At 57.7% G+C, this 24339-nt stretch carries 24 protein-coding genes and 4 tRNA genes (1 of these 28 running past the window's edge); 12 read left to right on the top strand and 16 right to left on the bottom strand.

The annotated features are described in order from the left end of the window. Positions 1 to 9: 9 nt before the first annotated feature. Positions 10 to 555, top strand: a complete 546-nt coding sequence (locus tag HMPREF3138_RS24135) for a GNAT family N-acetyltransferase (RefSeq protein WP_038875428.1) — start codon at positions 10 to 12, stop codon at positions 553 to 555. Between the two features lie 6 nt (positions 556 to 561). Here the strand turns inward: HMPREF3138_RS24135 and HMPREF3138_RS24130 are convergent, their stop codons facing one another. From HMPREF3138_RS24130 to HMPREF3138_RS24120, 3 genes are all read right to left on the bottom strand, one after another. Then, the gene (locus HMPREF3138_RS24130) at positions 562 to 759 is read right to left on the bottom strand and encodes a YceK/YidQ family lipoprotein (protein WP_046688460.1); all 198 of its coding nucleotides are present in this window, start codon (positions 757 to 759) and stop codon (positions 562 to 564) included. Between the two features lie 212 nt (positions 760 to 971). Further along, positions 972 to 3530, bottom strand: a complete 2559-nt coding sequence (gene mdoH, locus HMPREF3138_RS24125; protein WP_038875422.1) for a glucans biosynthesis glucosyltransferase MdoH — start codon at positions 3528 to 3530, stop codon at positions 972 to 974. After that, positions 3523 to 5091 (bottom strand): glucan biosynthesis protein G, encoded by a 1569-nt coding sequence (locus tag HMPREF3138_RS24120; RefSeq protein ID WP_170310507.1) that lies wholly within the window; start codon positions 5089 to 5091, stop codon positions 3523 to 3525. Before HMPREF3138_RS24120 ends, mdoH begins: the two co-directional genes overlap by 8 nt. A gap of 259 nt (positions 5092 to 5350) precedes the next feature. Here HMPREF3138_RS24120 and mdoC point away from each other — a divergent pair, with 259 nt between their 5' ends. The 4 genes from mdoC (at position 5351) to HMPREF3138_RS27430 (ending at position 9396) form a co-directional block, all read left to right on the top strand. Next, a complete protein-coding gene (gene mdoC / locus HMPREF3138_RS24115; protein ID WP_049194207.1) occupies positions 5351 to 6481 on the top strand; it encodes a glucans biosynthesis protein MdoC in 1131 nt (376 codons plus the stop codon). Between the two features lie 304 nt (positions 6482 to 6785). Then, the gene (locus HMPREF3138_RS24110) at positions 6786 to 7010 is read left to right on the top strand and encodes a hypothetical protein (protein WP_038875417.1); all 225 of its coding nucleotides are present in this window, start codon (positions 6786 to 6788) and stop codon (positions 7008 to 7010) included. A gap of 283 nt (positions 7011 to 7293) precedes the next feature. Beyond that, entirely contained in the window at positions 7294 to 9015 is a 1722-nt protein-coding gene (locus HMPREF3138_RS24105) for a potassium/proton antiporter (protein WP_038875414.1), read from the top strand. 252 nt (positions 9016 to 9267) lie between these two features. Next, positions 9268 to 9396, top strand: coding sequence for a hypothetical protein (locus HMPREF3138_RS27430; protein WP_038875412.1), 129 nt, complete (start codon positions 9268 to 9270; stop codon positions 9394 to 9396). A gap of 61 nt (positions 9397 to 9457) precedes the next feature. Here HMPREF3138_RS27430 and HMPREF3138_RS27425 read toward each other — a convergent pair whose 3' ends face one another. From HMPREF3138_RS27425 to cho, 5 genes are all read right to left on the bottom strand, one after another. Beyond that, positions 9458 to 9589 carry a hypothetical protein gene (locus tag HMPREF3138_RS27425; RefSeq protein WP_015377413.1) on the bottom strand — a complete coding sequence of 44 codons (132 nt, stop codon included), beginning with the start codon at positions 9587 to 9589 and terminating at the stop codon, positions 9458 to 9460. A gap of 69 nt (positions 9590 to 9658) precedes the next feature. Next, entirely contained in the window at positions 9659 to 10162 is a 504-nt protein-coding gene (locus HMPREF3138_RS24100) for a YlaC family protein (protein ID WP_038875410.1), read from the bottom strand. Between the two features lie 123 nt (positions 10163 to 10285). Beyond that, positions 10286 to 10585, bottom strand: a complete 300-nt coding sequence (locus HMPREF3138_RS24095) for a sigma-S stabilization anti-adapter protein IraP (protein ID WP_016928230.1) — start codon at positions 10583 to 10585, stop codon at positions 10286 to 10288. A 185-nt stretch (positions 10586 to 10770) separates the two neighbouring features. Continuing rightward, positions 10771 to 10867 (bottom strand) — tRNA-OTHER (locus HMPREF3138_RS24090). A 112-nt stretch (positions 10868 to 10979) separates the two neighbouring features. Next, on the bottom strand, positions 10980 to 11828 hold the full coding sequence (gene cho, locus HMPREF3138_RS24085; RefSeq protein WP_038875409.1) for an excinuclease Cho: 849 nt from the start codon (positions 11826 to 11828) through the stop codon (positions 10980 to 10982). Between the two features lie 240 nt (positions 11829 to 12068). On the opposite strand from cho, the gene HMPREF3138_RS24080 reads away from it, so the two are divergent. From HMPREF3138_RS24080 to HMPREF3138_RS24060, 6 genes are all read left to right on the top strand, one after another. Beyond that, positions 12069 to 13250 (top strand): macrolide efflux RND transporter periplasmic adaptor subunit EtsA, encoded by a 1182-nt coding sequence (locus HMPREF3138_RS24080; protein ID WP_038875627.1) that lies wholly within the window; start codon positions 12069 to 12071, stop codon positions 13248 to 13250. Next, positions 13247 to 15184: a MacB family efflux pump subunit gene (locus tag HMPREF3138_RS24075; RefSeq protein ID WP_038881825.1), complete on the top strand. Its 1938-nt coding sequence runs from the start codon at positions 13247 to 13249 to the stop codon at positions 15182 to 15184. Before HMPREF3138_RS24080 ends, HMPREF3138_RS24075 begins: the two co-directional genes overlap by 4 nt. A 3-nt stretch (positions 15185 to 15187) precedes the next feature. Next, positions 15188 to 16555, top strand: a complete 1368-nt coding sequence (locus tag HMPREF3138_RS24070) for a macrolide efflux RND transporter outer membrane subunit EtsC (RefSeq protein ID WP_038875402.1) — start codon at positions 15188 to 15190, stop codon at positions 16553 to 16555. Positions 16556 to 16969: 414 nt separating this feature from the next. Continuing rightward, positions 16970 to 18472, top strand: a complete 1503-nt coding sequence (gene proP / locus HMPREF3138_RS24065) for a glycine betaine/L-proline transporter ProP (protein ID WP_038875399.1) — start codon at positions 16970 to 16972, stop codon at positions 18470 to 18472. A gap of 141 nt (positions 18473 to 18613) precedes the next feature. Continuing rightward, the gene (locus tag HMPREF3138_RS26800; RefSeq protein ID WP_162215441.1) at positions 18614 to 18751 is read left to right on the top strand and encodes a hypothetical protein; all 138 of its coding nucleotides are present in this window, start codon (positions 18614 to 18616) and stop codon (positions 18749 to 18751) included. A gap of 90 nt (positions 18752 to 18841) precedes the next feature. Continuing rightward, on the top strand, positions 18842 to 19111 hold the full coding sequence (locus tag HMPREF3138_RS24060; RefSeq protein WP_038875392.1) for a hypothetical protein: 270 nt from the start codon (positions 18842 to 18844) through the stop codon (positions 19109 to 19111). A gap of 66 nt (positions 19112 to 19177) precedes the next feature. On the opposite strand, the gene HMPREF3138_RS24055 is transcribed toward HMPREF3138_RS24060, so the two are convergent. From HMPREF3138_RS24055 to HMPREF3138_RS24045, 3 genes are all read right to left on the bottom strand, one after another. Further along, positions 19178 to 19762 carry a hypothetical protein gene (locus tag HMPREF3138_RS24055; protein WP_223294881.1) on the bottom strand — a complete coding sequence of 195 codons (585 nt, stop codon included), beginning with the start codon at positions 19760 to 19762 and terminating at the stop codon, positions 19178 to 19180. Then, entirely contained in the window at positions 19695 to 19982 is a 288-nt protein-coding gene (locus HMPREF3138_RS24050; protein WP_038875386.1) for a hypothetical protein, read from the bottom strand. Before HMPREF3138_RS24050 ends, HMPREF3138_RS24055 begins: the two co-directional genes overlap by 68 nt. Positions 19983 to 20135: 153 nt before the next feature. Continuing rightward, positions 20136 to 20576, bottom strand: coding sequence for a PaaI family thioesterase (locus HMPREF3138_RS24045; RefSeq protein ID WP_038875384.1), 441 nt, complete (start codon positions 20574 to 20576; stop codon positions 20136 to 20138). A 232-nt stretch (positions 20577 to 20808) separates the two neighbouring features. On the opposite strand from HMPREF3138_RS24045, the gene HMPREF3138_RS24040 reads away from it, so the two are divergent. Continuing rightward, positions 20809 to 22149, top strand: a complete 1341-nt coding sequence (locus HMPREF3138_RS24040) for an anaerobic C4-dicarboxylate transporter (RefSeq protein ID WP_025302367.1) — start codon at positions 20809 to 20811, stop codon at positions 22147 to 22149. Positions 22150 to 22323: 174 nt separating this feature from the next. Here the strand turns inward: HMPREF3138_RS24040 and HMPREF3138_RS24035 are convergent. The 5 genes from HMPREF3138_RS24035 to HMPREF3138_RS24015 all read right to left on the bottom strand — a co-directional run. Next, positions 22324 to 22409, bottom strand: a tRNA-Leu gene (locus tag HMPREF3138_RS24035). Between the two features lie 10 nt (positions 22410 to 22419). Then, positions 22420 to 22493, bottom strand: a tRNA-Cys gene (locus HMPREF3138_RS24030). A gap of 361 nt (positions 22494 to 22854) precedes the next feature. Then, on the bottom strand, positions 22855 to 23307 hold the full coding sequence (locus HMPREF3138_RS24025; RefSeq protein WP_049194208.1) for a hypothetical protein: 453 nt from the start codon (positions 23305 to 23307) through the stop codon (positions 22855 to 22857). A 103-nt stretch (positions 23308 to 23410) separates the two neighbouring features. Continuing rightward, positions 23411 to 23746, bottom strand: coding sequence for a TfoX/Sxy family protein (locus tag HMPREF3138_RS24020; RefSeq protein WP_038875625.1), 336 nt, complete (start codon positions 23744 to 23746; stop codon positions 23411 to 23413). A gap of 563 nt (positions 23747 to 24309) precedes the next feature. Continuing rightward, positions 24310 to 24339 (bottom strand) — tRNA-OTHER (locus HMPREF3138_RS24015) (it continues 52 nt past the right edge of the window).

The following is a 24339-nucleotide window of genomic DNA, read 5'->3' as shown; positions in this document are numbered from 1 at the left end:
GGAGGCAGCATGATTATCCGCCGGGCCCGCCCTACCGACTACCCCGCCATTTTACAGCTGCAGGGGGAAAACGTGCCGGAAGCGCTCGACGAGCGCCGAAAACGGCAGGGATTTATCGTATCGCGCATGAATGAGGCGCAGCTGACGGCGATCAACCGCGGCATCGGCATACTAGTGGCCGAGCAGGAGAACCAACTGGCAGGGTTCGTTTGCCTGATGCCCGCCGACGTGCAACCGCGGCCGCCGGTGGTGGATGCGATGCTGGCGACGCTCGCCACGCAGTCGTTTGCCGGGCGGGCGCTGAGTGAGCAGCGGGTGTTTCTCTACGGCCCGGTTTGCCTCGACGCCGCCTGGCGCGGCAAAGGCGTGCTGAAACGCCTCTACGCCGCCGTCAAAGCGCACACCAGTCATGACTACGACGTGGGCGCGCTGTTTATCGACGACGACAATCCGCATTCGTTGGCCGCTCACGTGCAAGGGTTGGGCATGACGGCGCTGGCGCCTTTCCATTGTGGGCAGAAAGGCTATCAGCTGGTGGTGTTCGCCACCCGCTGAGCAGGTTTATTCATAGGGGCCATGCTGCGCATCGAACGGCAGCATAAAGGTGTCCACCACCATCGACAGCGGCACATCTATCACCGTGACGTAACGCCAGGGCGTATCGCGCAAATCCCACTGCACGCCGGGATAGTACTGGTGGCCATGCCCCGCACCGGGCACGGTGCGGCTGATGATGCTGCCGCAACCGGTTAAGACCATCACGCCGGCCGCCACGCAGGCCAGCCGAAGGTAGGAAGAGAGCTTCACGACATTGACTCTGAGCAAAGGGTTGTTTCGCGAGTGAACAACGCATCGGCCGCAGTCTATCACAGTTCCCTTTCTCTTCCGGTACCGGCGCGCGTAAGCAAAAGGTAAAAAAAAACGGGGAACGCGCCATGCGCATTCCCCGTCTGAGCGTTACCGTTCAGCGATTAACGTCGGCCCGTTGGGTGTGCCAGCGGGTTGTGCGGCAACTGCTGATAGTGCTCACGCCAGGCAGCGCCTTCCGGCAACAGCCAGACGCGCTGGTGCAGACGAGCCAGCGTGACCGGATCGCTCAGCAGCTCCAGACGTTTGCCCTTCACCAGCTTCTCCGGCCCCAGCTGCAGCGCTTCGTTCACCCGCTCCTCGCGGTTGCGATCGAGGGTAGCACGCAGATGGTGACGCGCCGTCGCCAACGCCGTCGCCAGCGCGTTGAAGGACGGGTTGACCACCGCATGCATAAAGCCGTTGGTCAGCGCGCGGTTGCGGTTGAGATGCAGGTACTCTTCCGTCGCCAGCAGCTCGCGCGGCGGGTTGTACTCTTCCGGGATCAGGAACAGCTTGGCGCGTTTGCTCTTCATGCCCAGCGTCGCGCGGCTCGACAGTACCGACACGAACGGCGACAGGATCAGCGAGAACACGATCGGCGACAGCCACCACAGGAAGCGCAGATCCAGCCACGCCATGCCGCCGGCCCATACCAGGCCCAGCAACATCTGCGAGCCATGGCGGCGGAACGCTTCGCCCCAAGGCGTATCGTCATCGTCACGCTGCGGCGAATTCCACACCACTTCCCAACCGAGGAAGGCGCTCACCACGAACACGGTGTGGAACAACATGCGCACCGGCGCCAGCAGCACCGAGAACAGCATTTCCATCAGCATCGAAATGAACAGACGGAACGCCCCGCCGTACTCTTTCGCGCCCTTGGCCCAGATCAGCACGATGCTGAGCAGCTTCGGCAGGAACAACAGTACCAGCGTGGTGGAGAACAGCGCTATCGCCAGCTCGGGCCGCCACTGCGGCCAGACCGGGAACAGCTGCCGCGGCTGCAGGAAGTATTGCGGTTCCATCAGGGTGTGCACCACCTGCAACGCGGTGGAGAGCGCCAGGAACATGAACCACAGCGGCGCCGACAGGTAGGACATGACGCCGGTCAGGAACACCGCGCGGTGCACCGGGTGCATGCCTTTCACCAGGAACAGGCGGAAGTTCATCAGGTTGCCGTGGCACCAGCGACGGTCGCGTTTCAGCTCGTCCAGCAGGTTGGGCGGCAGCTCTTCGTAACTGCCCGGCAGATCGTAAGCGATCCACACGCCCCAGCCGGCGCGGCGCATCAGCGCCGCTTCAACGAAGTCGTGCGACAAGATTGAACCGGCGAAGGAACCCTCGCCCGGCAGCGGCGCCAGCGCACAGTGCTCGATAAACGGCTTCACGCGGATGATGGCGTTATGGCCCCAATAGTGCGACTCGCCCAGCTGCCAGAAATGCAGGCCGGCGGTAAACAGCGGCCCGTAAACGCGGGTAGCGAACTGCTGCACGCGCGCATACAGGGTATCCATACCGGACGCCTTCGGCGCGGACTGGATGATGCCGGCGTTCGGGTTGGCTTCCATCAAACGCACCAGCCCGGTGAGGCATTCGCCGCTCATCACGCTGTCGGCGTCCAGGATCACCATGTAGCTGTACTCACCGCCCCAACGACGACAGAAGTCGTCGATGTTGCCGCTCTTGCGTTTTACGCGACGGCGGCGGCGGCGATAGAAGATGCGGCCGTGGCCGTCGACATCGCGGCACAGCTCCATCCACGCCTTTTGCTCCGCCACGCAGATGTCCGGATCGTAGCTGTCGCTCAGTACGTAGATATCGAAGTGTTCCAGCTGACCGGTCGCAGCGACGGACTCATAGGTCGCACGCAGGCCGGCGAACACGCGTTCGACGTCTTCGTTACAGATCGGCATGATCAGCGCGGTGCGGTGCGCCGGGTTGATCGGCTCATCGCCCTTGATGGTGGAGGAAATGCTGTATTTGTCTTTACCGATCAGCAGCTGCAGGAAGCCCATCAGCGCGGTCCAGAAACCGGCCGAGACCCAGCAGAACAGTACGGCGAACAGGATCAGAATGCCGGTTTGCAGCACATACGGCAGCAGCTGCAGCACCGACTGCATCAGATCCTGATCCAGCATGGCGATAGGATCGATCAGCGCCCAGCCCTGATAAGGCAAGATGGTTTTCATGTACCAGGTGGCGATGCCGGTCTGCACCAGCATCAGCACCAGCAGCACATAGCGGCGCATGGAACCGACAACGCGCCAGCGGTTCTCGGCCTCGGCCTCCTCTTTGGTGGCGTGCCGATTGTGCGGCGAACGCCCCAGCAGAGAATCCCAGAAGCGCGCCACCGGGTTGGTACGCCAGGCTTCCGGGAACATGGTGGTTCGTTTGATCGGCGGCGTCGCCTTCAGAATGGCGCGCCCTTCGGCGTCGGTGTCGAAATCGTCATCGCTGACCGCATCCGGCCAGGCGCTTTCGATGCGCGGTTTGACCGAGGCCAACGCCACGTCATCCGCCGACAGGCTGTTGACGTTGGCGTCGGCGGCGCCCATCTGCCGATGGAGCGCCTCCAGTGCCTGAGCGTCATCCGCCGTGTGAGGGTTGAGCGCCTCCGACCGCTCAGCGGTCAGAGGCAGCGCCGCAAGATAATCCTGGGCGGGTTGAGTAGGCTTATTCATTGGCAGGTAGCTGATAGCTCCAGGTTTCCGACAGAGTCTTATCGCCATTGACCAGCGCCGCGCGCATTTCTACCGGCTTCTTGTCGTCTTTCACTTTCAGACGTACCGTCAAGCGCCAGCCTTTGGTCACTGGGTTATAGCGGACGTTGTTTTCTACCATTTCACCGTTGTCGCCGATGCTGATCTGAGAAGCGACCGGGGTGTTGGCGTCCAGCCCTTTCAGCACCGGGCCGACGAAGTCGACCAGGAAGGCCACGCTGCCGTCAGGCTCGCGAATCAGGTTGGACTGCTTCACGTCACCGGTCGAACGCATGGTCCTCGCCACATAGGCGATGTCTTGCGAATGCAGTTTGTCTTCGTCGCGGGTGAAGTTCAGACGGTAGCTCAGCGTCAGCGGCTTTTTGGCTTCCGGCAGCGTATCCGGCGTCCAGAACGCCACGATATTGTCGTTGGTTTCATCCGCCGTCGGGATCTCCACCAGCTCGACCTTGCCTTTACCCCAGTCGCCCTTCGGTTCGATCCAGGCGCTTGGGCGCAGATCGTAACGATCGTCCAGATCTTCGTAATCCTTGAAGTTGCGGCCGCGCTGCAGCAGACCGAAGCCTTTCGGGTTCTCGACGGTATAGGTGCTGACGGACAGGTGTTTAGGATTGTTCAGCGGGCGCCAGATCCACTCGCCGTTGCCGGCATGGATAGACAGACCGTTGGAGTCGTGCAACGCCGGGCGATAGTTCAGCGTCGGCGACGGCTGGTTCGGCCCGAACAGGTACATGCTGGTCAGCGGTGCCAGGCCCAGTTTACCCACCTTGTCGCGCAGGAACACTTTAGACTCGACGTCCACGGTGGTGTCGCGGCCCGGGATCACCGTGAAACGGTAAGCGCCGGTGGCGCGCGGGGAATCCAACAGCGCGTAGATCACCAGGTGTTTGTCGCCCTGCTTCGGACGCTCAACCCAGAATTCGCGGAAACGCGGGAACTCTTCGCCGGACGGCAAAGCGGTATCGATAGCCAGGCCGCGAGCGGAAAGCCCGTAAACCTGCCCTTTACCCACCACGCGGAAATAGCTCGCGCCCAGCAGGCTCATGATCTCATCGTTTTTGTCGGCGCTGTTGATCGGGTAGATCACCTTGAAGCCGGCAAAGCCGAGGTTTTTCACCGATTCAGGGTCGTGTTTGACCGAACCGAAGTTGAAGTAATCCGGGCTGTACTTGATCTGTTTTACGCTGGTGGAGGTGACTTCATTGATTTTCACCGGCGTGTCGAAGTACATCCCCTGATGATAAAACTCAAGCTTGAAAGGGGTTTTCAGCTTGCTCCAATAGGCTTTATCGTGATTGAACTGAATCTGCTGATAGTCTGCGAACTTCATCTCGCGGAACTGAGAAGGAAGGTTGCTCTTCGGGGCTTCAAAACCTTTGGCGGCCAGATCCTGCGCCTGCTTGGCCACATCATCAATAGAAAAGGCCCATGCCGGCGAACTGAACAGCGTGAACAATACGGTAGCACCTAACCAACGAACGCTCGCGGCGCGTGGTTGTCCGGATAATATATTAACTAGCACATCCCCCCCTATTCGTGTGCTCAAATCATTTAAATCCATATTAATGGATTACTCAGCTTTCCGACAACATGATAAATGGATGGTTCATGTTTACGGCTCATTGTTTAAGCAGCTGATGGAACACCAGCGTAGCAAGCCGCGCAACAAGACGCTATGGAAAAATGCGGGGGGCTATAGTAGGGTTTCGGATAACAATTTAACGTTTGACGACTTATTAAGCGTGTTAATGAGCACCCGATTAAATCACCAGCGGTAATCTATGACTAAAGGCAGCAAACAGCGCGAGTTTTTCCTCGATTCGATCCGAGCCTATTTGATGTTGCTCGGGATTCCGTTTCACCTCTCCCTGATTTATTCCAGCCATACCTGGGCGGTGAACAGCGCGTCCCCCTCCTTCTCGCTCACGGTGCTGAACGACTTCATCCACGCTTTCCGCATGCAGGTGTTCTTCGTGATATCCGGCTACTTCTCCTACATGCTTTACGAGCGCTACGAGCGCCACCAGTGGCTGAAGGTCAGGCTGGAGCGGGTGGCGATCCCGCTGTTGAGCGCCATCCCGCTAATTACGGTGCCGCAGTTTTTCATGCTGAAATATTTCACCGATAAATTAAACGGCTGGGATGAATTTTCTCTCTATCAGAAATTAAATGTAACAGTTTGGGAATTGGTTTCTCATCTGTGGTTCTTATTGACGCTGTCGTTGTTAACCTGTACCTGCTTTTATCTGTTCCGTAAAATCAAGCGTCAAACTCGTGAGCATATTCCGGCGTTAATAAACAGACTGCGTGGATTAGGAAACATCTCACTGTGTTTCTTTATTTATGCGGTATGCTATTCGGCCGCACACCGTATTATTTTAATTGTCGCGCCGCAGCTATTATCCAACGGCCTGTTCAATTTCGTGGTGATGGAGACGATGTTCTACCTGCCGTTCTTCATCCTCGGCGCTTATGCGTTTAAGTACGTGTGGCTTAAGGAGATTTTTCTGCGTCGCTCGCCGCTGGCGTTGCTCGGCTCGCTGCTGCTGTTTATCGCATATATGCTGAATCAAAAGCTGTTGGCACACAGCAGCTATATGTTCGAGCTGGAAGTGGTGATCAAAACCCTAATGGGGATCCTGATGACCAACGTGGTGTTCTCTTTCGGGCATAACCTGCTGAATTATCACTCGCCGCGCATCACCTATCTGGTCAACGCCTCACTGTTTATATATCTGGTGCACCACCCGTTGACCCTGATATATGGCGCTTTCGTGACGCCTTATATCGGCAACAACCTGTTGGGATTCTTGCTGGGCCTGCTGTTTGTGTTCTCGCTGGCCTTCGCTTTATATGAACTGCACAAGCGTATTCCGGTGCTGCGCTTCTTGTTCTCCGGCAAGCCGCAATAACCTTGCGCCCCTGTAAACCCGATCGTTTGCAGGGGTTTCCTGTCATCTTGCCGTCGTGCAAAAAGCCTATACTGGTGATTTGCATGCAAAGCACACATTGCTCAGCCTGGCGCCGTCCGTTAGGGCAAAGTGATACGGCTGAATAGATACCCTAATCGTTATAACTGCGATGCATAAGTAGAAATCCGGATCCCTGCCTTACGGTAGTGATTGGGCTCAACACCCCCGAAGGGCTGCGCGATCGTTTACTTCATTCGATGGCGTTAGCTGCATCTCCCTTCCGTCACGACAGAGAGGATTTTGAATGACTGATAAGAAGACCCCGGCTCAGGAAGCCGAAGTGGAAAACGCCACCCTGCTGAAGATCCTCGGCAGGCTGCTGTCCGCGTTGGACGCCTCAATCAGCGGCAAAGAACGCAGCGTTTTGGTCACTGAACTCTCCAACTTCAATCTCGACGGCATTTCCGAAACGGAAAGCAAGTTGGCCAGCGAGCTGATCAAACGGGCGCTGGAATCGCTCGACCACTAACCCTACCGCGCCTGCAAACCATTGAGCCTGCCTGCGCGGGCTTAATGGTTTTTCCCTCAGCCACGATCGGCCATTGTTGCCAAAGCCGAAATACAGCAGCCTGATAATGTTGGATAAAAGGCAGGATTCTCTCTCTTCTCCTCACTTTCTTCGGTTAATCACACCAAAGGGCAATAATTGATCGGTTGTTTTCGCAATCAGCCTTGGCGTTTTACCCACTAAACACGCTATCATCGACACACGCGCAGTGCCCCCTATCCCCCAGCCTCAGGAGAACGATATTTTGGATGCCAGCACCATTAACAGTTTGTTCGTCATCGGTGCCGTGCTGGTGGGGGCAAGCATTCTGCTCAGCTCATTTTCTTCCCGGCTCGGTATTCCGATCCTGGTGATCTTCCTGGCGATCGGCATGTTGGCCGGCGTCGACGGCCCCGGCGGCATCGTCTTCAGCAATTATCCGGTCGCTTACCTGGTCAGCAACCTCGCGTTGGCGGTGATCCTGCTCGACGGCGGCATGCGCACCCGGGTCAGCTCTTTCCGCGTCGCCCTGTGGCCGGCGCTGTCTCTCGCCACCGTCGGCGTGGTGATCACCGCCGGCCTGACCGGCATGGCCGCCGCCTGGCTGTTCAATCTCGATCTGCTGCAGGGCTTGCTGATCGGCGCCATTATCGGTTCCACCGATGCCGCCGCGGTCTTCTCGTTGCTGGGCGGCAAAGGCTTGAATGAACGTGTCAGCGCCACGCTGGAGATCGAGTCCGGCAGCAACGATCCGATGGCGGTATTTCTCACCATCACGCTGATTGCGATGATCGCCGCCGGGGAAACCGCGCTGAGCTGGACCTTCCCGCTGCATCTGATGCAGCAGTTCGGCATGGGCATCGTCTTCGGTCTGGGCGGCGGCTGGCTGCTGCTGACGCTGATCAACCACATCAAACTGGCGGACGGCCTTTATCCGCTGCTGGCGGTGAGCGGCGGCATTCTTATTTTCGCGCTGACCACCGCGCTGGACGGCAGCGGCATTCTGGCGGTGTACCTGTGCGGCCTGCTGCTGGGAAATCGACCGATCCGCAACCGTCACGGCATTGTACAAACCTTCGACGGCCTGGCCTGGCTCAGCCAGATCGGCATGTTCCTGGTGCTCGGCCTGCTGCTCAACCCGCACGAACTGCTGCCGATCGCCATCCCTGCCCTGCTGCTGTCGCTGTGGATGATCCTGTTTGCCCGCCCGCTGTCGGTGTTTATCGGCCTGCTGCCGTTCCGCAGCTTTACCCTGCGGGAACGCGGCTTTATTTCCTGGGTCGGCCTGCGCGGCGCAGTGCCGGTGATCCTGGCGGTGTTCCCGATGATGGCCGGCCTGCCCAACGCCCAGCTGTTCTTCAACGTGGCGTTCTTTGTGGTGCTGGTCTCCCTACTACTGCAAGGCACCACGCTGTCGTTTGCCGCCAAAAAAGCCAAGGTGATCGTGCCGCCGGCGCTGACGCCGATCTCCCGCGTTGGGTTGGATGTGCACCCGGAGAACCAGTGGGAGCAGTTCGTGTATCAGCTTTCGGCAGAAAACTGGTGCGTCGGCGCGGCGCTGCGTGAGCTGAGAATGCCGCCCAACACCCGCATCGCCGCCCTGTTCCGCGGCAAAGAGCTGCTGCACCCTAGCGGCAGTACCCGACTGCGGGAGAACGATATTCTGTGCGTCATCGGCCATGAGCACGACCTGCCGATCCTCGGTAAGCTGTTCAGCCAGGCGCCGGCCGTGACGCTCGACGAGCGCTTCTTCGGCGACTTTATCCTGCAATCCGACGCCCGTTTAAGCGACATCTCGCAGCTTTATGGCCTCAATCTGCAAGACGACGTGGACGAGCAGCAGACGCTTGGCCAGTTCGTCATTCAGCTGATTGGCGGCGAACCGGTGATCGGCGACCAGGTGGAATGGGACGGCCTGACCTGGACCATCGCCGAAATGGACGGCAATCAAGTCAGCAAAATAGGCGTGCGGATCGTAACCGACTGACGCTGCCGCACCGGCTGCGTTACCAGACGAGGGAACTTCTGGCCTTAAGAACGTTCTTAATCACTATCATGATGCATGAAGTACGGCGCCGCTGAATTATATCCGGTTGATATAAAAACAATTTAACAGCGGCGCCAACAGGGATTAGGGATGTGAACGGCAAGACTCGATTTCTTTCGGTGATGACAATCATGGCGCTGGGCGTAGCGGCGCTCGATCTCAGCATCGCCGGTTTGGTCCATAGACTTTTAATTGGATAATTTCAACGTGAAGCAGCGGGAACAAGAAAAAGACATTCTGGGGAAAATACTGGTGACGGTGTCCGCACTTTGCCTGATTCTGGTGGCGGCGTTCCTCATCTGGGGATTCGTGCTGGATTGATACCGCGCGACGCTCAGAGATAAAAAAAACCGCCGCGGCGGTTTTTTTATGGGTCAGGCGATCAGATCTTGCAACCTTCGCAGTCCGCTTCGTCTTCGAGGAACTCAGGGACCTCTTTTACCTTCTGCGCCGCTTTTTCTTCGGCTTTCGCCAGTTCGGCATCGATATCAAAATCGAAAATATCATCACTCATCGCTTGGTCCTCACTCTGCTTCACGTTCAAACGCTGAGTATAATCGACAAGCCGCCGGCCGGAAACCTTTCAGTTTGCCGCCGCCAGCTGCGGTGGCTCATCCTGCGGCTTTTTTCCGTAGGCCATGTCGTACACGTCGTAGAAGTCGATTTCGCCCTTGTTGCCGATGATCACCCGCATCTTCTGTTTCAGCGCGGCGCCGATAGACGGCTCATCCAGCAGCTGCTGCACCGCATAAGGCGACAGCGCGCGGGTAAAGTACCATTCGCCGTTGTAGCAAACCCGCAGATCCAGCACCCCGATGTCCTCGAAGCGGTATACCGGCCGGATCTCTATCAGCAGCATGGCGAACATGAACAGCACGAAAGCGGTGAAGCCCAGGAAGGCATATATCCCCATGTAAGGCACCTGGTACATCACGGCGATCACCGCGAAATAACCGGCGAACATGGCAAGGCACAGATAGCGGTGAGTGCGGGCGAATTCGCTGTTGAAGCGCGGCTTGCCGTCACGCCCTTCGCGCCGATTGATCTGTTCAATTTCTTTAACCAAGATGCTTTTAATCGCGTCCATCGTTACAACCTTATGCTGGAAACAGCATTGCCATCAAATCTCACCGCCAAAAGTAACACAAGTACAGTTTCGCCTGGTAGATCAGTTAGCCAACTTAATGGCGGCAACTGTTATAGTTCGGATTCAGCGCGGCTGGGCGGCCTTGCCTTGCGCAAACATGAACATGCGCTGGGCTACATCGTCGGCCTGTTTGATTTTCTGCTTTTGCGGTTCGTTGCTGCGTTGAATGGCGCGGGCGTAAGCGATTTCATGAGCCTGATCGATCATCGCGATGATCCGGTCACGTTCGGTCTTCTCCATATTGCCCAACATGGTGGTGATAATCGCCTGATAAGCGTTGGACGCGGCGCTCAGCGCTTTCTCTCTCGCCTCGAGGGCGGCGACGCGTTGCAAGAGTTCCTGCAGTTGCTCGGAGTGAGACATATCGACCTCCTGTTGCCGGGCAGCAAGCCTGCCTGATTACAGTTTAGCAAAGGATCGAAAGAGAAAGAGGAAGGAAAGCCAGCGGTTACGGTAAAACACACCCGAAAATCCCAACGAGGAGCCGATAGTGCAAATCAACCCGGGTGCGCTTTACGGTAAGCGCGGTGAGATGAAGGGAAGAAAGCTGGCGCGCTATGCAGGACTCGAACCCGCGTCTATCAATTTTCAAGCCAAAACAAGCCATTATAAAACCAATCACTCTGCCAACTGAGTTAATAGCGCGTTCCTTCGCTTCGGGGTGCCATTATCCACAACAACCTTATGGACTCAAGCTTTTTTAGCATAATACCCTGAATTTACAGATAAGTCTTAGGTTATCGATAGCGTTATGGCATTACGGCAGCTCAATAATCCGGTAATCGCCGGTGATGAGCGGCTTGCACAAAATCTTGTAGCCATCGCTGTCAAAGTGGCTGGCCGCGCTCTGCAGCCGCTGTGCCTGCGCCAGGCTGCTGACCGAGCCCAGATAAAACCAATTGTGAATTACATGGTACTGGCGCAGCGTCTCGCCCTGCTCTTCCAACGCCACTCGCCCGGCGAACGGCCAACAGGCGATGCGTAGCTGTTCCAGCGCCGCGCCGAGCCGCCGCGCATGTTCCTGCGCCGGCTCCACGCCGCAGCAGGCACCGGCGCACTTGCGCAGGCTGTAGCGGAAGCAGGCGCGCCCGGCGGGCAGCTTGTCGATCCCCAGCTTGCCGTAACATAAACGATGCTCGTCGGCGATGGCGCGCAGCTTTTCCAGCGCGGCATGGCGATTGGCAAACAGCCCATAAAGGTGGGGCGTGACGGCGAAATCGATCTCTTTGGCGTGGGCAATCGTCACCGTGTCCGCCTGCAGACGCAGCGCGCACAGCTGTTTCGAGCGCCGCAGGCGTTTGTTGAACAGCGGCTGCTGTTGCTTGATCAATTGCGCCTCCAGCAGCAGTGCCCCCAACTCGCCCGCAGTCTCAATAAAGCTGATGTGCCGGGTTTGCCGCAGCATTTTTGCCTCATCCTGGGCACGGAAATGCGCCATTACGCGGCTGCGTACGTTGACGCTTTTACCGATGTAAAGCGGCAGGCTTTCGCTCTGGCCGTGAAACACATAGACGCCCGGCCCTTTGGGCAACGGCGCCAGGCAGGCGCGCAGGTGCTCCGGGTATTGGTAAATGTCGATTTCCGGCTCGAGGCGGTTTGGCATCATGGCGGCGGCGTTATCCTGCTGATGAATGAATACTGGTTTTTTAGCCAGTATAGCGTGCCGCACAGCCGGTTGCACACCCGGCGGATAATAACTCACCGTGATCTTTAGCGGGAAAGCCTTTACTATCCCCTTTCCAGCGGGCAAGCGCCTCACGTTTAGCGCCAGTTCAGGCTGGCGCTGCCATGATGGCAGACTGGAACCGCCGCTTTTATCGTTATGGAAAACCTGGGCATGCCATCACTGAAACTCACACCCCGTCGTCTGGCGTTGATCGCCGTCATCGTTTTCATCGCCGTCGCCATCGCGCTAACCCTTTATTGGCAACGCCCGCCGCAGCAGGATTACGTTACCGCACCGGCCCGCCTGGGCGATATCGAGAATGCCGTGTTGGCCACCGGGCGACTGGATGCCGTCGAACGCGTTAACGTCGGCGCGCGGGTCTCCGGTGAAGTCAAATCGCTGAAGGTCAAACTGGGGGATCGCGTCACCAAAGGACAGCCGATCGCCGACATCGACGATCTGCAACAGCGCAACGATCTGCGCAACGCCGAGGCGGCGCTGAACGTCATCAAAGCCGAACTGCAGGCCAAGCAGGCACAGCTTAAGCAGGCCGAGTCGCGTTTCAAACGCCAGCGGCGCATGCTGAACGACGAAGCCAGCTCGCGTGAAGACTTCGAAACCGCCGAGGCCACGCTCGCCACCACCCGCGCCGAACTGCTTTCGCTCAATGCGCGCCTGGTGCAGGCGCAGATTGAAGTCGACAAGAAAAAGATCGACCTGGGGTATACCCGCGTCGTCGCGCCGATGGACGGTATCGTCATCGCCGTGGTCACGCAGCAGGGGCAAACGGTCAACTCCACCCAAAGTGCGCCGACCATCGTCAAGCTGGCGCGGCTGGATATGATGACCATCAAGGCGCAGATCTCTGAAGCCGACATCACCCGCATTTCGCCCGGGCAAAAGGCTTACTTCACCATTTTCTCCGATCCGGATAAACGCTACGACGCCACGCTGCGCACCATCGAACTGGCGCCGGAATCGGTGATGAAAGACGACTCGCTCGCCGGCACCAGCTCCGCTTCGGGCTCCGGCACCTCGAACGCGTCGGTCTATTACAACGCGCTGCTGGACGTGCCCAACCCGGAAAACCGCCTGCGCATCGCCATGACCGCGCAGGTTTCCTTGCTGCTCGGCGAAGCGAAGAATGCTCTGCTGGTACCAATCCAGGCGGTGCATAAAACCGAAGGAAAAGTGCAACAGGTGCAGGTGCTGACCCAGGATCAGCGGCTGGAAACGCGCGAAGTGACCACCGGCATCACCAACAACGTCGACATTCAGATCCTCAGCGGCCTGAAAGCCGGTGAAACCGTGGTGCTGTCGCAGCCCGCCGCCAAGTCGGCTGAGGATGGCATTTTCCTGTGAACGCGATCATCGAGCTAAAAGGCATCAGCCGGACCTACACCAACGGCGGTCAGGCGCTGACGGTGTTGAAAGACATCGATTTGACCATCGCCGCCGGCGAGCTGGTGGCGATCATCGGCGCCTCCGGCTCCGGCAAATCGACGCTGATGAACATCATGGGCTGTCTCGACGTGCCGGATCGCGGCGACTACTACATCAGCGGCCAGAACGCCGCCCACCTGTCGCCGGACGAACTGGCCCGCCTGCGCCGCGAGCATATCGGCTTTATCTTCCAGCGTTATCACCTGATGCCCGATCTCAGCGCGCTGGGCAACGTTGAAATTCCGGCCATCTACGCCAACGCCCGGCGCGATCAGCGGCGGCAGCGGGCAGCACAGCTGCTCGCTCGGTTGGGTCTGGAAGGACGCGAAGACCACAAGCCCGGCCAGCTTTCCGGCGGCCAGCAACAGCGCGTCAGCATCGCGCGCTCGCTGATCAACGGCGGCGAAATTATCCTGGCAGACGAACCGACCGGCGCGCTGGACACCCAATCCGGCCAGGAAGTGCTGGCGATCCTCAGCGAGCTCAATCAGCGCGGCCACACCGTGGTGATCGTCACCCACGATATGAACGTGGCACAACATGCGCAGCGCGTCATCGAGCTGCGGGATGGCGAGATCATCGCTGACAGCGGCCGCCAATCGGCGCCCGCCGCAGCGCTGCCGCCGCCGAACCGCAGCCGGCAAAGCGGCTGGCAAAGCCTGATCGACCGCACCCGTGAATCGCTGCACATGGCGCTGAAAGCGATGAACGCCCATCGCCTGCGCACCGCGCTGACCATGACCGGCATTATCTTCGGCATCGCCGCCGTCGTTACGGTCGTGGCGCTGGGCGAAGGGGCCAAGCAGCGCACGCTGGAGAATATCAAGGGACTTGGCACCAACGTGGTAAGCATCTATCCGGGGCGTGATTTCTTCGACGACGCCATCGACAGCATCCGCACCCTGGTGCCGGCCGATGCCGACGCGCTGGCGCAGCAAAGCTTCGTCGACAGCGTCAGCCCGGAGGTCAGCGCGTCCGACAGCATTCGCTTTCGCAGTAAATCCGCCACCGCGTCAATCACCGGCGTCGGGCGCGACTATTTCCGCGTCAACGGCATCACGCTGGTGCAAGGCGCCACCTTCCGCGACGATCGCAACGCGCTGCAGGAAGTGATCATCGACGACAACGCGCGCCAGGCGCTGTTCGGCGATTTCGGCGTCGAACCGCTCGGCCAGATCGTGTTTCTCGGCTCGGTGCCGGCGCGGGTGGTCGGCGTCGCCAAAAGCGAACGCAACTATGCGCCCAACCGCATCAGCGTCTGGATGCCCTACAGCACGGTGATGTACCGCATGGTCGGCAAAACCACGCTCAGCGGCATTACCGTGCGGCTGAAGGATGACGTCGCCAGCGAAGCCGCCGTCAGCGCCATTACGCAGTTGCTGACCCAGCGCCATGGCGTCAAGGATTTCATGACGTTCAACCGCGATCAGTTCCGTAAATCGATCGAGCGCACCTCGATGACGCTCAGCCTGCTGATCCTGATGGTGGCCTCGATCTCGCTGGTGATCGGCAGCCTGGGCGTGATGAACATCATGCTGGTCTCGGTGACCGAGCGCACCCATGAGATCGGCGTGCGCATGGCGGTCGGCGCACGGCGCGGCGACATCATGCAACAGTTCATGATCGAGGCGGTGCTGGTCTGCCTGATCGGCGGCGCATTGGGCATCGCACTGTCGTTCGCCGCCGGTTCGCTGTTCACCTCGCTGGCGGGCGGCATGTTCACCGCCATCTATTCCTGGCAAGCCGCCGCGACGGCGTTTTTCTGTTCAACCTTAATCGGCATGATCTTCGGTTATCTCCCCGCCCGCAAAGCGGCAAGGATGGATCCGGTCGTTTCATTGGCCAGCGAGTAACCCATGAAAATTTTCTCTCCCTTGGCATTAAGCCTCGCCGCCCTGCTCACCGCCGGCTGCGGCAACGCCCTGAAAAGCGACTACCGGGCGCCACAGGTCAACTACCCGACGAGCTGGCAGCACGCCGCCGAAAACGCCGCGCCGACGCCGTTCGACTGGCGCGATTTCCACGATCCCGAGCTCGACCGCTGGCTGCATCAGGTGATGGCCAGCAACAACGATCTGGCCGTCGCCGTGTTGCGCCTCTACCGTGCGCGCCTCGAGGCTGAACGCGTCGGCATCAGCACCGCGCCCGACGTCAACGCTTCGTTGAACAGCAACATCAATCGCCCGCTGTCGGAGTCCTCCGCCTGGAATAAAACCAGCGGCGCGACGCTCTCTACGAGCTATGAAGTCGACCTGTGGGGCAAATTGGCGCGCCAGCGCGACGCCGCCGAATGGGCCAGCCAGGCTTCCGAGCAGGATCTGCAGACGGCGCGCCTGACGCTGCTGGCCAACGCCGCCACGAATTACTGGCGCATCGGCTTCCTCAATCAGCAGATCGGCGTCAGCCAGGCGAGCATAGCCTACGCCAAACAGACGCTGCGGCTGGCCAACGCCCGCTACCGGGCCGGCAGCATCTCGGCACTGGACGTGGTGAACGCGGAACAAAACGTACTGACGCAGGAAAGCCGGCTGCTGACGTTGCAACACGAGCGTCAACAGGCGTTGAACGAACAGGCGGTGCTGCTGGGCGTACCTTCAGGCCAGACCACCATCGCGCCCGCACGTCTGCCGACGGCGGCAATGCCGCAGATCAGCACCGGCATTCCCGCCAACGTCTTGAGCCGTCGCCCGGATCTCAGCGCCAAAGAGCTGCGGTTGCGCGCCGCTCTGGCCAACGTCGACGAGAAACGTCTGCAATACTACCCCGCTTTCAGACTGACCGGCTCGCTGGGCACCAGCAGCAGCGCACTGCTGGAGTTTCTGCGCAACCCGACGGGCAGTCTCGGCGCCGGCCTGACGCTGCCGTTCCTGCAATGGCGGCAAATGGGGGTGGATATCAAGATCGCCCGTAACGACTACGAACAGCAGGTGCTGGAATTCAGGCAGGCGCTGTACAAGGCGATGGGCGATGTGAATAACGCCCTGTCGCTGCGCGCGCAGCTGCTGGCACAAGAGGCGCAACTACAGGCTTCGCTGGCGCTGGCGCGCAAATCGGAGCGGCTGAACGAGGTGCGTTACCGGCAGGGCGCCGTCACCATTACCGATTGGCTGAATGCTCAGGAGCAGCGTCGTCAGGCGGAGCTGGCGGTGGACGAAAACCGCTTCGCGCAGTACCAGAACCTGGCGAAAATCTATCTGGAATTCGGCGGTTCATCGGCCCTCTAATCCAAACTGCCTGGCCATCCGGCCAGGTAGATTTTAAGCGGCAAACACATCAATTTTTCCTGTTTTATCTCCCGCACTCTCTATACTTCAAACATGGCCAATCAGACGAAAAACCGTCAAATCGCACAATTATTAGACCATTCTCGCACCAAATCGGTGCAAATACTTAAGTTAAACTGCTGGATTTGATCGCCGCAAGATATAACGTTAAGCTATAGATGCAAAATAATTAGTCACCTAAATGACATAACCTTGGTATAAACGGCCGTATTTTGTGATCCACATCTCAACTTAAATGTGGATAATGAATCGTCTTGAACCGCGATTCGATTAGCCGATTTGATAACTCGAAAACAACAGTGAACGGAGATTACGCTTTCACGAACAACGAATAATTCATTAAGGGATGATTATATGAAGTTAAGAAAAAAACGACATAAACCGATGCACATTAACGACATCACCATCATCGATGACAGCAAACTCAAGAAGGCGATCACCGCGGCGGCCCTGGGCAACGCGATGGAGTGGTTCGACTTCGGCGTATACGGCTTTGTCGCCTACGCACTTGGCCAGGTCTTCTTCCCCGGCGCCTCGCCCGGCGTACAAATGATCGCCGCGCTGGCAACCTTCTCCGTGCCCTTCCTGGTGCGTCCGCTCGGCGGTCTGTTCTTTGGCGCCATGGGTGACAAGTTCGGTCGCCAAAAGGTGCTCTCGGTCACCATTATCATCATGGCGGTCAGCACCTTCTGTATCGGCCTGATCCCGTCCTATGCGTCGATCGGTATCTGGGCACCGATCCTGCTGCTGTTGGCCAAGCTGGCGCAGGGCTTCTCCGTCGGCGGTGAATATTCCGGTGCGGCAATTTTCGTCGCCGAATACTCGCCGGACCGCAAACGCGGCTTTATGGGCAGCTGGCTGGACTTCGGCTCCATCGCCGGCTTTGTGATGGGCGCAGGCGTGGTGGTGCTGATCTCCAGCATCGTCGGCGAAGCCAACTTCCTCGACTGGGGCTGGCGTATCCCGTTCTTCATCGCCGCGCCGTTGGGCTTGATCGGCCTCTATCTGCGCCATGCGCTGGAAGAAACCCCGGCGTTCCAACAGCACGTGGACAAGATGGAGAAAGAGGATCGCAACGCCATCGAAAATCCGCCAAAAACCTCGTTCAAAGAGATCGCGGCCAAACACTGGAAAAGTTTGCTGGTGTGCGTCGGCATCGTGATTTCCACCAACGTGACCTATTACATGCTGCTGACCTACATGCCGAGCTACCTGTCGCATAACCTGCACTACTCGGAAGATCACGGCGTTCTGATCATCATCGCCATCATGATCGGCATGCTGTTCGTACAGCCGGTAATCGGCCTGACCAGTGACCGCATCGGCCGTAAGCCGTTCATTATCGGCGGCAGCATCGGCCTGTTGGCGCTGGCGATCCCGTGCTTCATTCTGATCAACAGCAACGTGATTGGCCTGATCTTCGTCGGTCTGCTGGTGCTGGCGGTGCTGCTCAACTCCTTCACCGGGGTGATGGCCTCGATTCTGCCGGCGATGTTCCCGACGCACATCCGCTACAGCGCGCTGGCGATTTCGTTCAACATTTCGGTGCTGATCGCCGGTGCGACGCCGACCGCCGCCGCCTGGCTGGTCGAAGTGACCGGCAACCTGTACATGCCGGCCTACTATCTGATGGTCGTGGCGGTGATCGGTCTTATCACCGGTCTGTACATGAAAGAAACCGCCAACAAACCGCTGCGCGGCGCGACGCCGGCTGCATCTGACCGTTCAGAGGCGAAAGAGCTGCTGCAGGAGACCTACGACAACATCGAACAGAAAGTCGAGGACATCAACGCACAGATCGCCGAATTGGAAAAGAAAAAGCAGATCCTGATCGACCAGCATCCCAAGCTGGACTGATCGGCGCTGAAAGACAAAAGCCACCCATTTGGGTGGCTTTTTTGCTTTGAATTCAACCGAAATAATACGCAGCGCATTTTATGACAATCGGGTTTGATGGTAGGCTTTACAGCACACTCTTAATTGATGAAGCACGCGATCATGAGCAAAATGGACCTTCCCGTCATCATCGGCATCCTTGTTATGCTCACCCTGTGGCTCGGCGCACTCTTCAACATCGGCGATATCACCTTCACCATTTCACGCCTGTTCCACTGGATTGAAAGCCAACGCGGCTAACCCGCACAGGCGGTGGAAAACATCGGCTATGATTGAAAGACCTTACCGCCATTTTCCGCGATTATCGCTCGCGATAAAGGGGACTGTATCATGACCGATTATGCGTTCTACAATCAGATCCTGACTCGACTGGCCGCCAATCACCCCGGCACGCTGGATGAAAAAACCTACGAACTGTGGAAACAAGACGCCACCAGCCCGCATGCGTTCGCCGATCCCTTCGCCTATCTCAAAACCAAGGGCCTGATACAGGCCTATGTGATGAGCGACATCGACGAGAACAACTATGATATCGACCCGAATCAAACGCGGATCACCACCGCCGGCCTCGAATTCATTCGCAACGGCGGGTTCAAATAAGGGCGACGCGCGCCAATAAAAAACCGCCAGACGGCGGTTTTTTACTCTACACGCATGCGGGCCGGCTCAGGCGGGGAAAGCCCGATAAAATATGCGCAGCACTTCGTTGTCGCCCTGGCGTAAAAAGCCGCCTTCAGGCTGCCAACGCAGATCGCGCGCCAGATTGAGATTTTCCCAGCCGACCGCGCCCCCCACGCCGATGCAAAGATTTTTATTGCCTGCGGCAAATCCCGCTCCGGTACCGATCATGGCATGCAGCAAACGGGGCGCCGCCGCGTCACGCAGGGAGAATATGCCGATAAAACATCCCTGCGGCGCGCGCAGCATATCGGCCATCGTGCGGATCTCGGTATCGTCCGGGCTAACGAAATGTTTGTATTGCTTATCGAACACCGTCTGCCACAGCTGCTTGTATTTCGCCTTGCTGAGCGCGCCTGAACGGTGGGCACAAAGCACCACCGCATCCCAGCACATCTCCCCGCTCAACGAAAGATACTCTTCCGTATCGGTTTGCGGCTTATCGGCGTAATGCCGTGCAAATTCAGCCGCATTCAAATGCGGCGGCACGGCCTGTCTGGCAACGTCACTCTTGTAGCGTTTGAAATTCAACCAATGCACGAGAAGCCTCCTCTTCACCCGGTAGATTAACAAACCGGCAGCCGTGGATGAGACGCGCCATCAAATCCAGGGCATCGTCGGCAGCGGCGATTTCGTCGTCATTCAGCCCCTGTTCCACCGACCGCTCAATCGCGTTCATCACCCCTGGAGCGCTGGTTTCATCCCCCTGTGACACCACGTCCAACACGGCTTTGCCAATCGCCAAACAAAGCTCATGATCAAACTCAACCTCTTTATACGGATACGGTTGCATAATCACTCCGATAAATTTTTACCCCAGAATACTAGACCACAATGGCGTATCGCGCCTGCCGCCGTAGCGCAGCGCTGTGTGCAACCGAAGAGAAATGCATCAGGCCCCGGGTTGATAGCCCGAAGCCCGATAAAAGGCAGGTTATTGCGATGCTTATTCGGTAGGGCGAATAATAAAACAAGTGGCGGTTGCCGAAGCCAGCAGCTTCCCTTGCGCCGTTTTGAGCGTGCCTTCCGCGAAGGCCACGTTTTTGGCCGCATAGACCAGACGCCCTTCGGCGATCAGGTCAGTTTCCTTCGGCACAGGGCGCAACATTTTAACCTGCAGATCGACGGTGCCATACCCAATCCCCGCGCCCAGCGTACTGTGCACCGCGCAACCGGTCACCGAGTCCAAGACCGTGGCGGCAAAGCCGCCATGAACGCCCCCCAGCGGATTCAGGTGGCGCCCGTCAGCCCGCGCCAAGATGCGGATGTACCCCTCTTCAACCGCCACCGGTTTCATGGGCACGGTTTCAGCGATCGAAGCCGGTGGGATTTTACCGGCCATCGCAGCCTGTAACAGCGCCAGTCCGGTCATTTTTGTCGGGTCCATGGGTTTCTCCTCGGGTCAGTAAACCTCTCATATAGTAGAGGTCAGACCTGTTAGCTTGCTTTTTCGTGCGGATGCCACCTACGCCCTGACTCCTTTGAGTGTGACCAGCATCACTCTTTAGGGTTAATAACCACAAATTTATTAGTGCCTTTAGATTTAAAACAATTTTCTGCAGCCAACACGGCCGGAAACTGAGCGCAGTTAAGTTCAACATTATTAAGGCGTATTTATCATGGATTTCTTTCTGCAATTAGCGGTGATATTGGCATGCCTGCTGTATGGGGCGCGTAAGGGCGGCATTGCGCTGGGGTTACTGGGTGGGATCGGGTTAATGATCCTGGTGTTCGGCTTTCACCTGCAGCCCGGCAAACCGCCGGTAGACGTGATGCTGGTGATCATCGCGGTGGTGGCGGCCTCCGCCACCCTGCAGGCCTCGGGCGGGTTGGACGTCATGCTGCAGATCGCCGAACGGATGCTGCGACGTAACCCGCGCTATGTCTCGATCATCGCGCCGTTCGTGACCTGCATTCTCACTATCCTGTGCGGCACCGGGCACGTGGTGTACACCATCTTGCCGATCATTTATGACGTGGCGATCAAAAATAACATCCGCCCGGAGCGGCCGATGGCGGCCAGCTCGATCGGCGCGCAGATGGGTATTATCGCCAGCCCGGTTTCGGTGGCGGTGGTCTCACTGGTGGCGATGCTCAGCAGTTACACCTTCAATGGCCGCCATCTGGAATTCCTCGACCTGCTCTCTATCACCATACCTTCTACGCTGTGCGGCATTCTGGCGATCGGCATCTTCAGCTGGTTCCGCGGCAAAGACCTGGACAAAGACCCGGAGTTCCAGAAATTCATCTCAGTGCCGGAAAACCATCGCTATGTCTATGGCGATGCCGCCACCTTACTGGATCGGGTGCTGCCACGCAGCAACTGGATCGCCATGTGGATTTTCCTCGCCACCATCGCACTGGTGGCGGTGCTGGGGGCGTTTTCCGATCTGCGGCCCAGCTTCGGCGGCAAACCGCTCTCCATGGTCCTGGTGATCCAGATGTGCATGCTGATGGCCGGGGCATTGATCGTCATCATTACCCGCACCAACCCGGCGTCTATCTCTAAAAACGAAGTGTTCCGCTCCGGCATGATCGCCATCGTGGCGGTGTATGGCGTCGCCTGGATGGCGGAAACCATGTTCGGCGCGCACTTGGCGCAGATCGAAGCCACGCTGGGCGTGCTGGTGAAAGAATATCCCTGGGCCTATGCGCTGATCCTGCTGCTCGTGTCGAAATTCGTCAACTCGCAGGCCGCCGCGCTGGCGGCACTGGTGCCGGTGGCGCTGGCAATCGGCGTCAACCCGGCCTATATCGTCGCTTCGGCGCCGGCCTGTTACGGTTATTATATTCTGCCGACCTACCCCAGCGATCTGGCGGCGATCCAGTTCGACCGCTCCGGCACCACCCGCATCGGCCGCTTCGTGATCAACCACAGCTTTATTCTGCCCGGCCTGATCGGCGTCAGCGTCTCCTGCGTCTTCGGCTGGATCCTCGCCGCGGCGTTCGGTTTCTTATGAGTTGTATTTCGGAGCCCTGCGGGGCTCCCCAAGCACGCGGCAATCCATGGGTATAGGGGATAACAAGAAAGGAAAAAATGCCGGTGCAGTACGAATTTCAGACACAAAAAAACCGCCTCTCGGCGGTTACGACATTACTACTTATTGCTTTGATTATTCGGTATTTTTGTTCCCTGGTACCCGGGGCGGGACTTGAACCCGCACAGCCATAAGCCGAGGGATTTTAAATCCCTTGTGTCTACCGATTTCACCACCCGGGCTCGGGAAAGTTGGAGGCGCGTTCCGGAGTCGAACCGGACTGGACGGATTTGCAATCCGCTACATAACCGCTTTGTTAACGCGCCTTTATTCTGTTTGCCTTTTCAGGCCAAAGCCGGTGATTCACCCACTTCGTTTTGTTCTTTTGGTTGGCGATGTTGAAATCGCTTATCCTAATCATCTGATTCTTAAGTAATTTATTTCGTTACTGCCGAATCGATGGACTGCATTATGGACTAAACCCCCCACCTTGGCAACCCCCCGAAATAGCAAAAAGTTCTCTAACGCTTTCAACTGCTTATTTTGTGGGCGCACTGTTCACAATGCCGACGCAAAGGCAAGCGGAATGTTGATTTTATATGCATCGGTTCAGGAATTCACGGGCAAATCGGTTCTTTTTTCTCGGCAGGAACCGCTTACCCGCGCCCTCTCCGGCTTTTCATTTGCTTATGGTGATGGGGTACCGTGCACAGCATCATCATGGGAGACATCGCGCAACCTCCGGCGCCACCATAAAAACCCAGCGATCGTGCCTGGCAAAACCGCGATCGTACCAAAAATACGCTGATCGGCATTCAGCAAACCAGGAGCAACGGCGGATAGCACCGCGCATAACAACAGAAACCACCGCAATCGGCGAATGCCGGGATGAGCGATTCCGACGATAGCCCCCACCAAACATGCCGGCAGAAAACCGAGCGCATAGGAAAAAGCCCCAATGAACACCAGCATTCCCAGCACATCGCCGACGTTAAAGTATCCGGGATCCACATAGCCACTGATACCAAACGTCATCAGCAGCAGCATCAGCATGCCCCCTAACGGCGGGGCGACCAGCCCGAAGAACAATATGCATCCTGCCACTCTTCTGACCAGATGCCGCATAGCGCCAGACGTCATACTCCCTCCCGTTCCCGCTTCCTTTGATACCGGCAGTGGATATTTAACCTATGGATTGCAATAAAAAGAGGCCCCAACCCGGCGGGCGCCGTAATCCATAGGCTTAAGTGGGTTTCTTCGAGGCCTTTTTCTTCGCCGCAGGCAACTGAGCATAAGTGAGCGCGATTAATTGGGAAAGCCAGGCGCTTTCGCCCCACTTCTCTTCCGGAATCACAAAACAAGGCTTTGCGCCCGGATAAGGTGGCGCTTCTGAATGTCCGTTCAGAAACGCTTTGCCACCCGGCGTCGGTTTAACAAACAACCGATCATCGCAGACCAGCGCCACCATTTTCTCAGCGCAATAAATACCATACTCACCGAACATCTTCTTCGCCGAAAGCTTACCCGACGCAGAGATATTGCCGATGATAAACTCTACCGTACTCAGTTTTGAAACCATCGGGCTCCCCTCTTCGTATTCGCAGTACAGCCGTATCAAACTCGGTTCAATTTACTCTTATCCAGAGAGTAAACGTTATAGAAACCTACAAGTCGCCCTCTTTTGTCGTCTAAAGAACGCCTCGCCGCAATAGTAAAACGCCCGATAAAACTCATCGGGCGACAATGGCTTGAACGACATCACGATTAATCAGTAACAAAGATGGCGGAATCAACGTCGGTAGCAGCTATCCGCCCAAGCGACGCCGCCCAGCAGGGCTTAATCCTTGTTATCAGACTCGCGGAAACATCCCTTCTTGAAGTCGTTTGTGCAGCATCCCCGAGCGGCGATACCGCCTGAAAAACCACTGGGATGTCCAGACTATTTGCGAGGAGAGAAAAAGTACATCATGTAAGAAGAACGCGCGATTCTGTTGCTTCGGTATATCGAATCGACGGCCAGAAACATAGCCGCTGATTAAAGAGGGGTGAGGTACAGAAAGCGAGAGGGAATAGAAAACGAAAAAGGGGCCGAGGCCCCTTTCGCTTACCTGCCGAATCACGGGGATTCAGCAGGCTAATGTTTGGAGCGGGAAACGAGGCTCGAACTCGCGA

It is taken from the genome of Serratia sp. HMSC15F11, assembly GCF_001808215.1.
Taxonomy (GTDB): domain Bacteria; phylum Pseudomonadota; class Gammaproteobacteria; order Enterobacterales; family Enterobacteriaceae; genus Serratia; species Serratia nevei.
This window is presented reverse-complemented; position numbering and strand designations above follow the sequence as displayed.

What these genes read in the sequence shown, in the direction of transcription:
- HMPREF3138_RS24130 (WP_046688460.1), bottom strand. Translation starts at nt 759, where the DNA reads ATGGTCTTAACCGGTTGCGGCAGCATCATCAGCCGCACCGTGCCCGGT.
- HMPREF3138_RS24050 (WP_038875386.1), bottom strand. Translation starts at nt 19,982, where the DNA reads ATGCAACCGTATCCGTATAAAGAGGTTGAGTTTGATCATGAGCTTTGT.
- mdoH (WP_038875422.1), bottom strand. Translation starts at nt 3,530, where the DNA reads ATGAATAAGCCTACTCAACCCGCCCAGGATTATCTTGCGGCGCTGCCT.
- HMPREF3138_RS24095 (WP_016928230.1), bottom strand. Translation starts at nt 10,585, where the DNA reads ATGTCTCACTCCGAGCAACTGCAGGAACTCTTGCAACGCGTCGCCGCC.
- mdoC (WP_049194207.1), top strand. Translation starts at nt 5,351, where the DNA reads ATGACTAAAGGCAGCAAACAGCGCGAGTTTTTCCTCGATTCGATCCGA.
- proP (WP_038875399.1), top strand. Translation starts at nt 16,970, where the DNA reads ATGAAGTTAAGAAAAAAACGACATAAACCGATGCACATTAACGACATC.
- HMPREF3138_RS27425 (WP_015377413.1), bottom strand. Translation starts at nt 9,589, where the DNA reads ATGAGTGATGATATTTTCGATTTTGATATCGATGCCGAACTGGCGAAA.
- HMPREF3138_RS24025 (WP_049194208.1), bottom strand. Translation starts at nt 23,307, where the DNA reads ATGACGTCTGGCGCTATGCGGCATCTGGTCAGAAGAGTGGCAGGATGC.
- cho (WP_038875409.1), bottom strand. Translation starts at nt 11,828, where the DNA reads ATGATGCCAAACCGCCTCGAGCCGGAAATCGACATTTACCAATACCCG.
- HMPREF3138_RS24135 (WP_038875428.1), top strand. Translation starts at nt 10, where the DNA reads ATGATTATCCGCCGGGCCCGCCCTACCGACTACCCCGCCATTTTACAG.
- HMPREF3138_RS26800 (WP_162215441.1), top strand. Translation starts at nt 18,614, where the DNA reads ATGAGCAAAATGGACCTTCCCGTCATCATCGGCATCCTTGTTATGCTC.
- HMPREF3138_RS24020 (WP_038875625.1), bottom strand. Translation starts at nt 23,746, where the DNA reads ATGGTTTCAAAACTGAGTACGGTAGAGTTTATCATCGGCAATATCTCT.
- HMPREF3138_RS24070 (WP_038875402.1), top strand. Translation starts at nt 15,188, where the DNA reads ATGAAAATTTTCTCTCCCTTGGCATTAAGCCTCGCCGCCCTGCTCACC.
- HMPREF3138_RS24040 (WP_025302367.1), top strand. Translation starts at nt 20,809, where the DNA reads ATGGATTTCTTTCTGCAATTAGCGGTGATATTGGCATGCCTGCTGTAT.
- HMPREF3138_RS24110 (WP_038875417.1), top strand. Translation starts at nt 6,786, where the DNA reads ATGACTGATAAGAAGACCCCGGCTCAGGAAGCCGAAGTGGAAAACGCC.
- HMPREF3138_RS24100 (WP_038875410.1), bottom strand. Translation starts at nt 10,162, where the DNA reads ATGGACGCGATTAAAAGCATCTTGGTTAAAGAAATTGAACAGATCAAT.
- HMPREF3138_RS24045 (WP_038875384.1), bottom strand. Translation starts at nt 20,576, where the DNA reads ATGGACCCGACAAAAATGACCGGACTGGCGCTGTTACAGGCTGCGATG.
- HMPREF3138_RS24060 (WP_038875392.1), top strand. Translation starts at nt 18,842, where the DNA reads ATGACCGATTATGCGTTCTACAATCAGATCCTGACTCGACTGGCCGCC.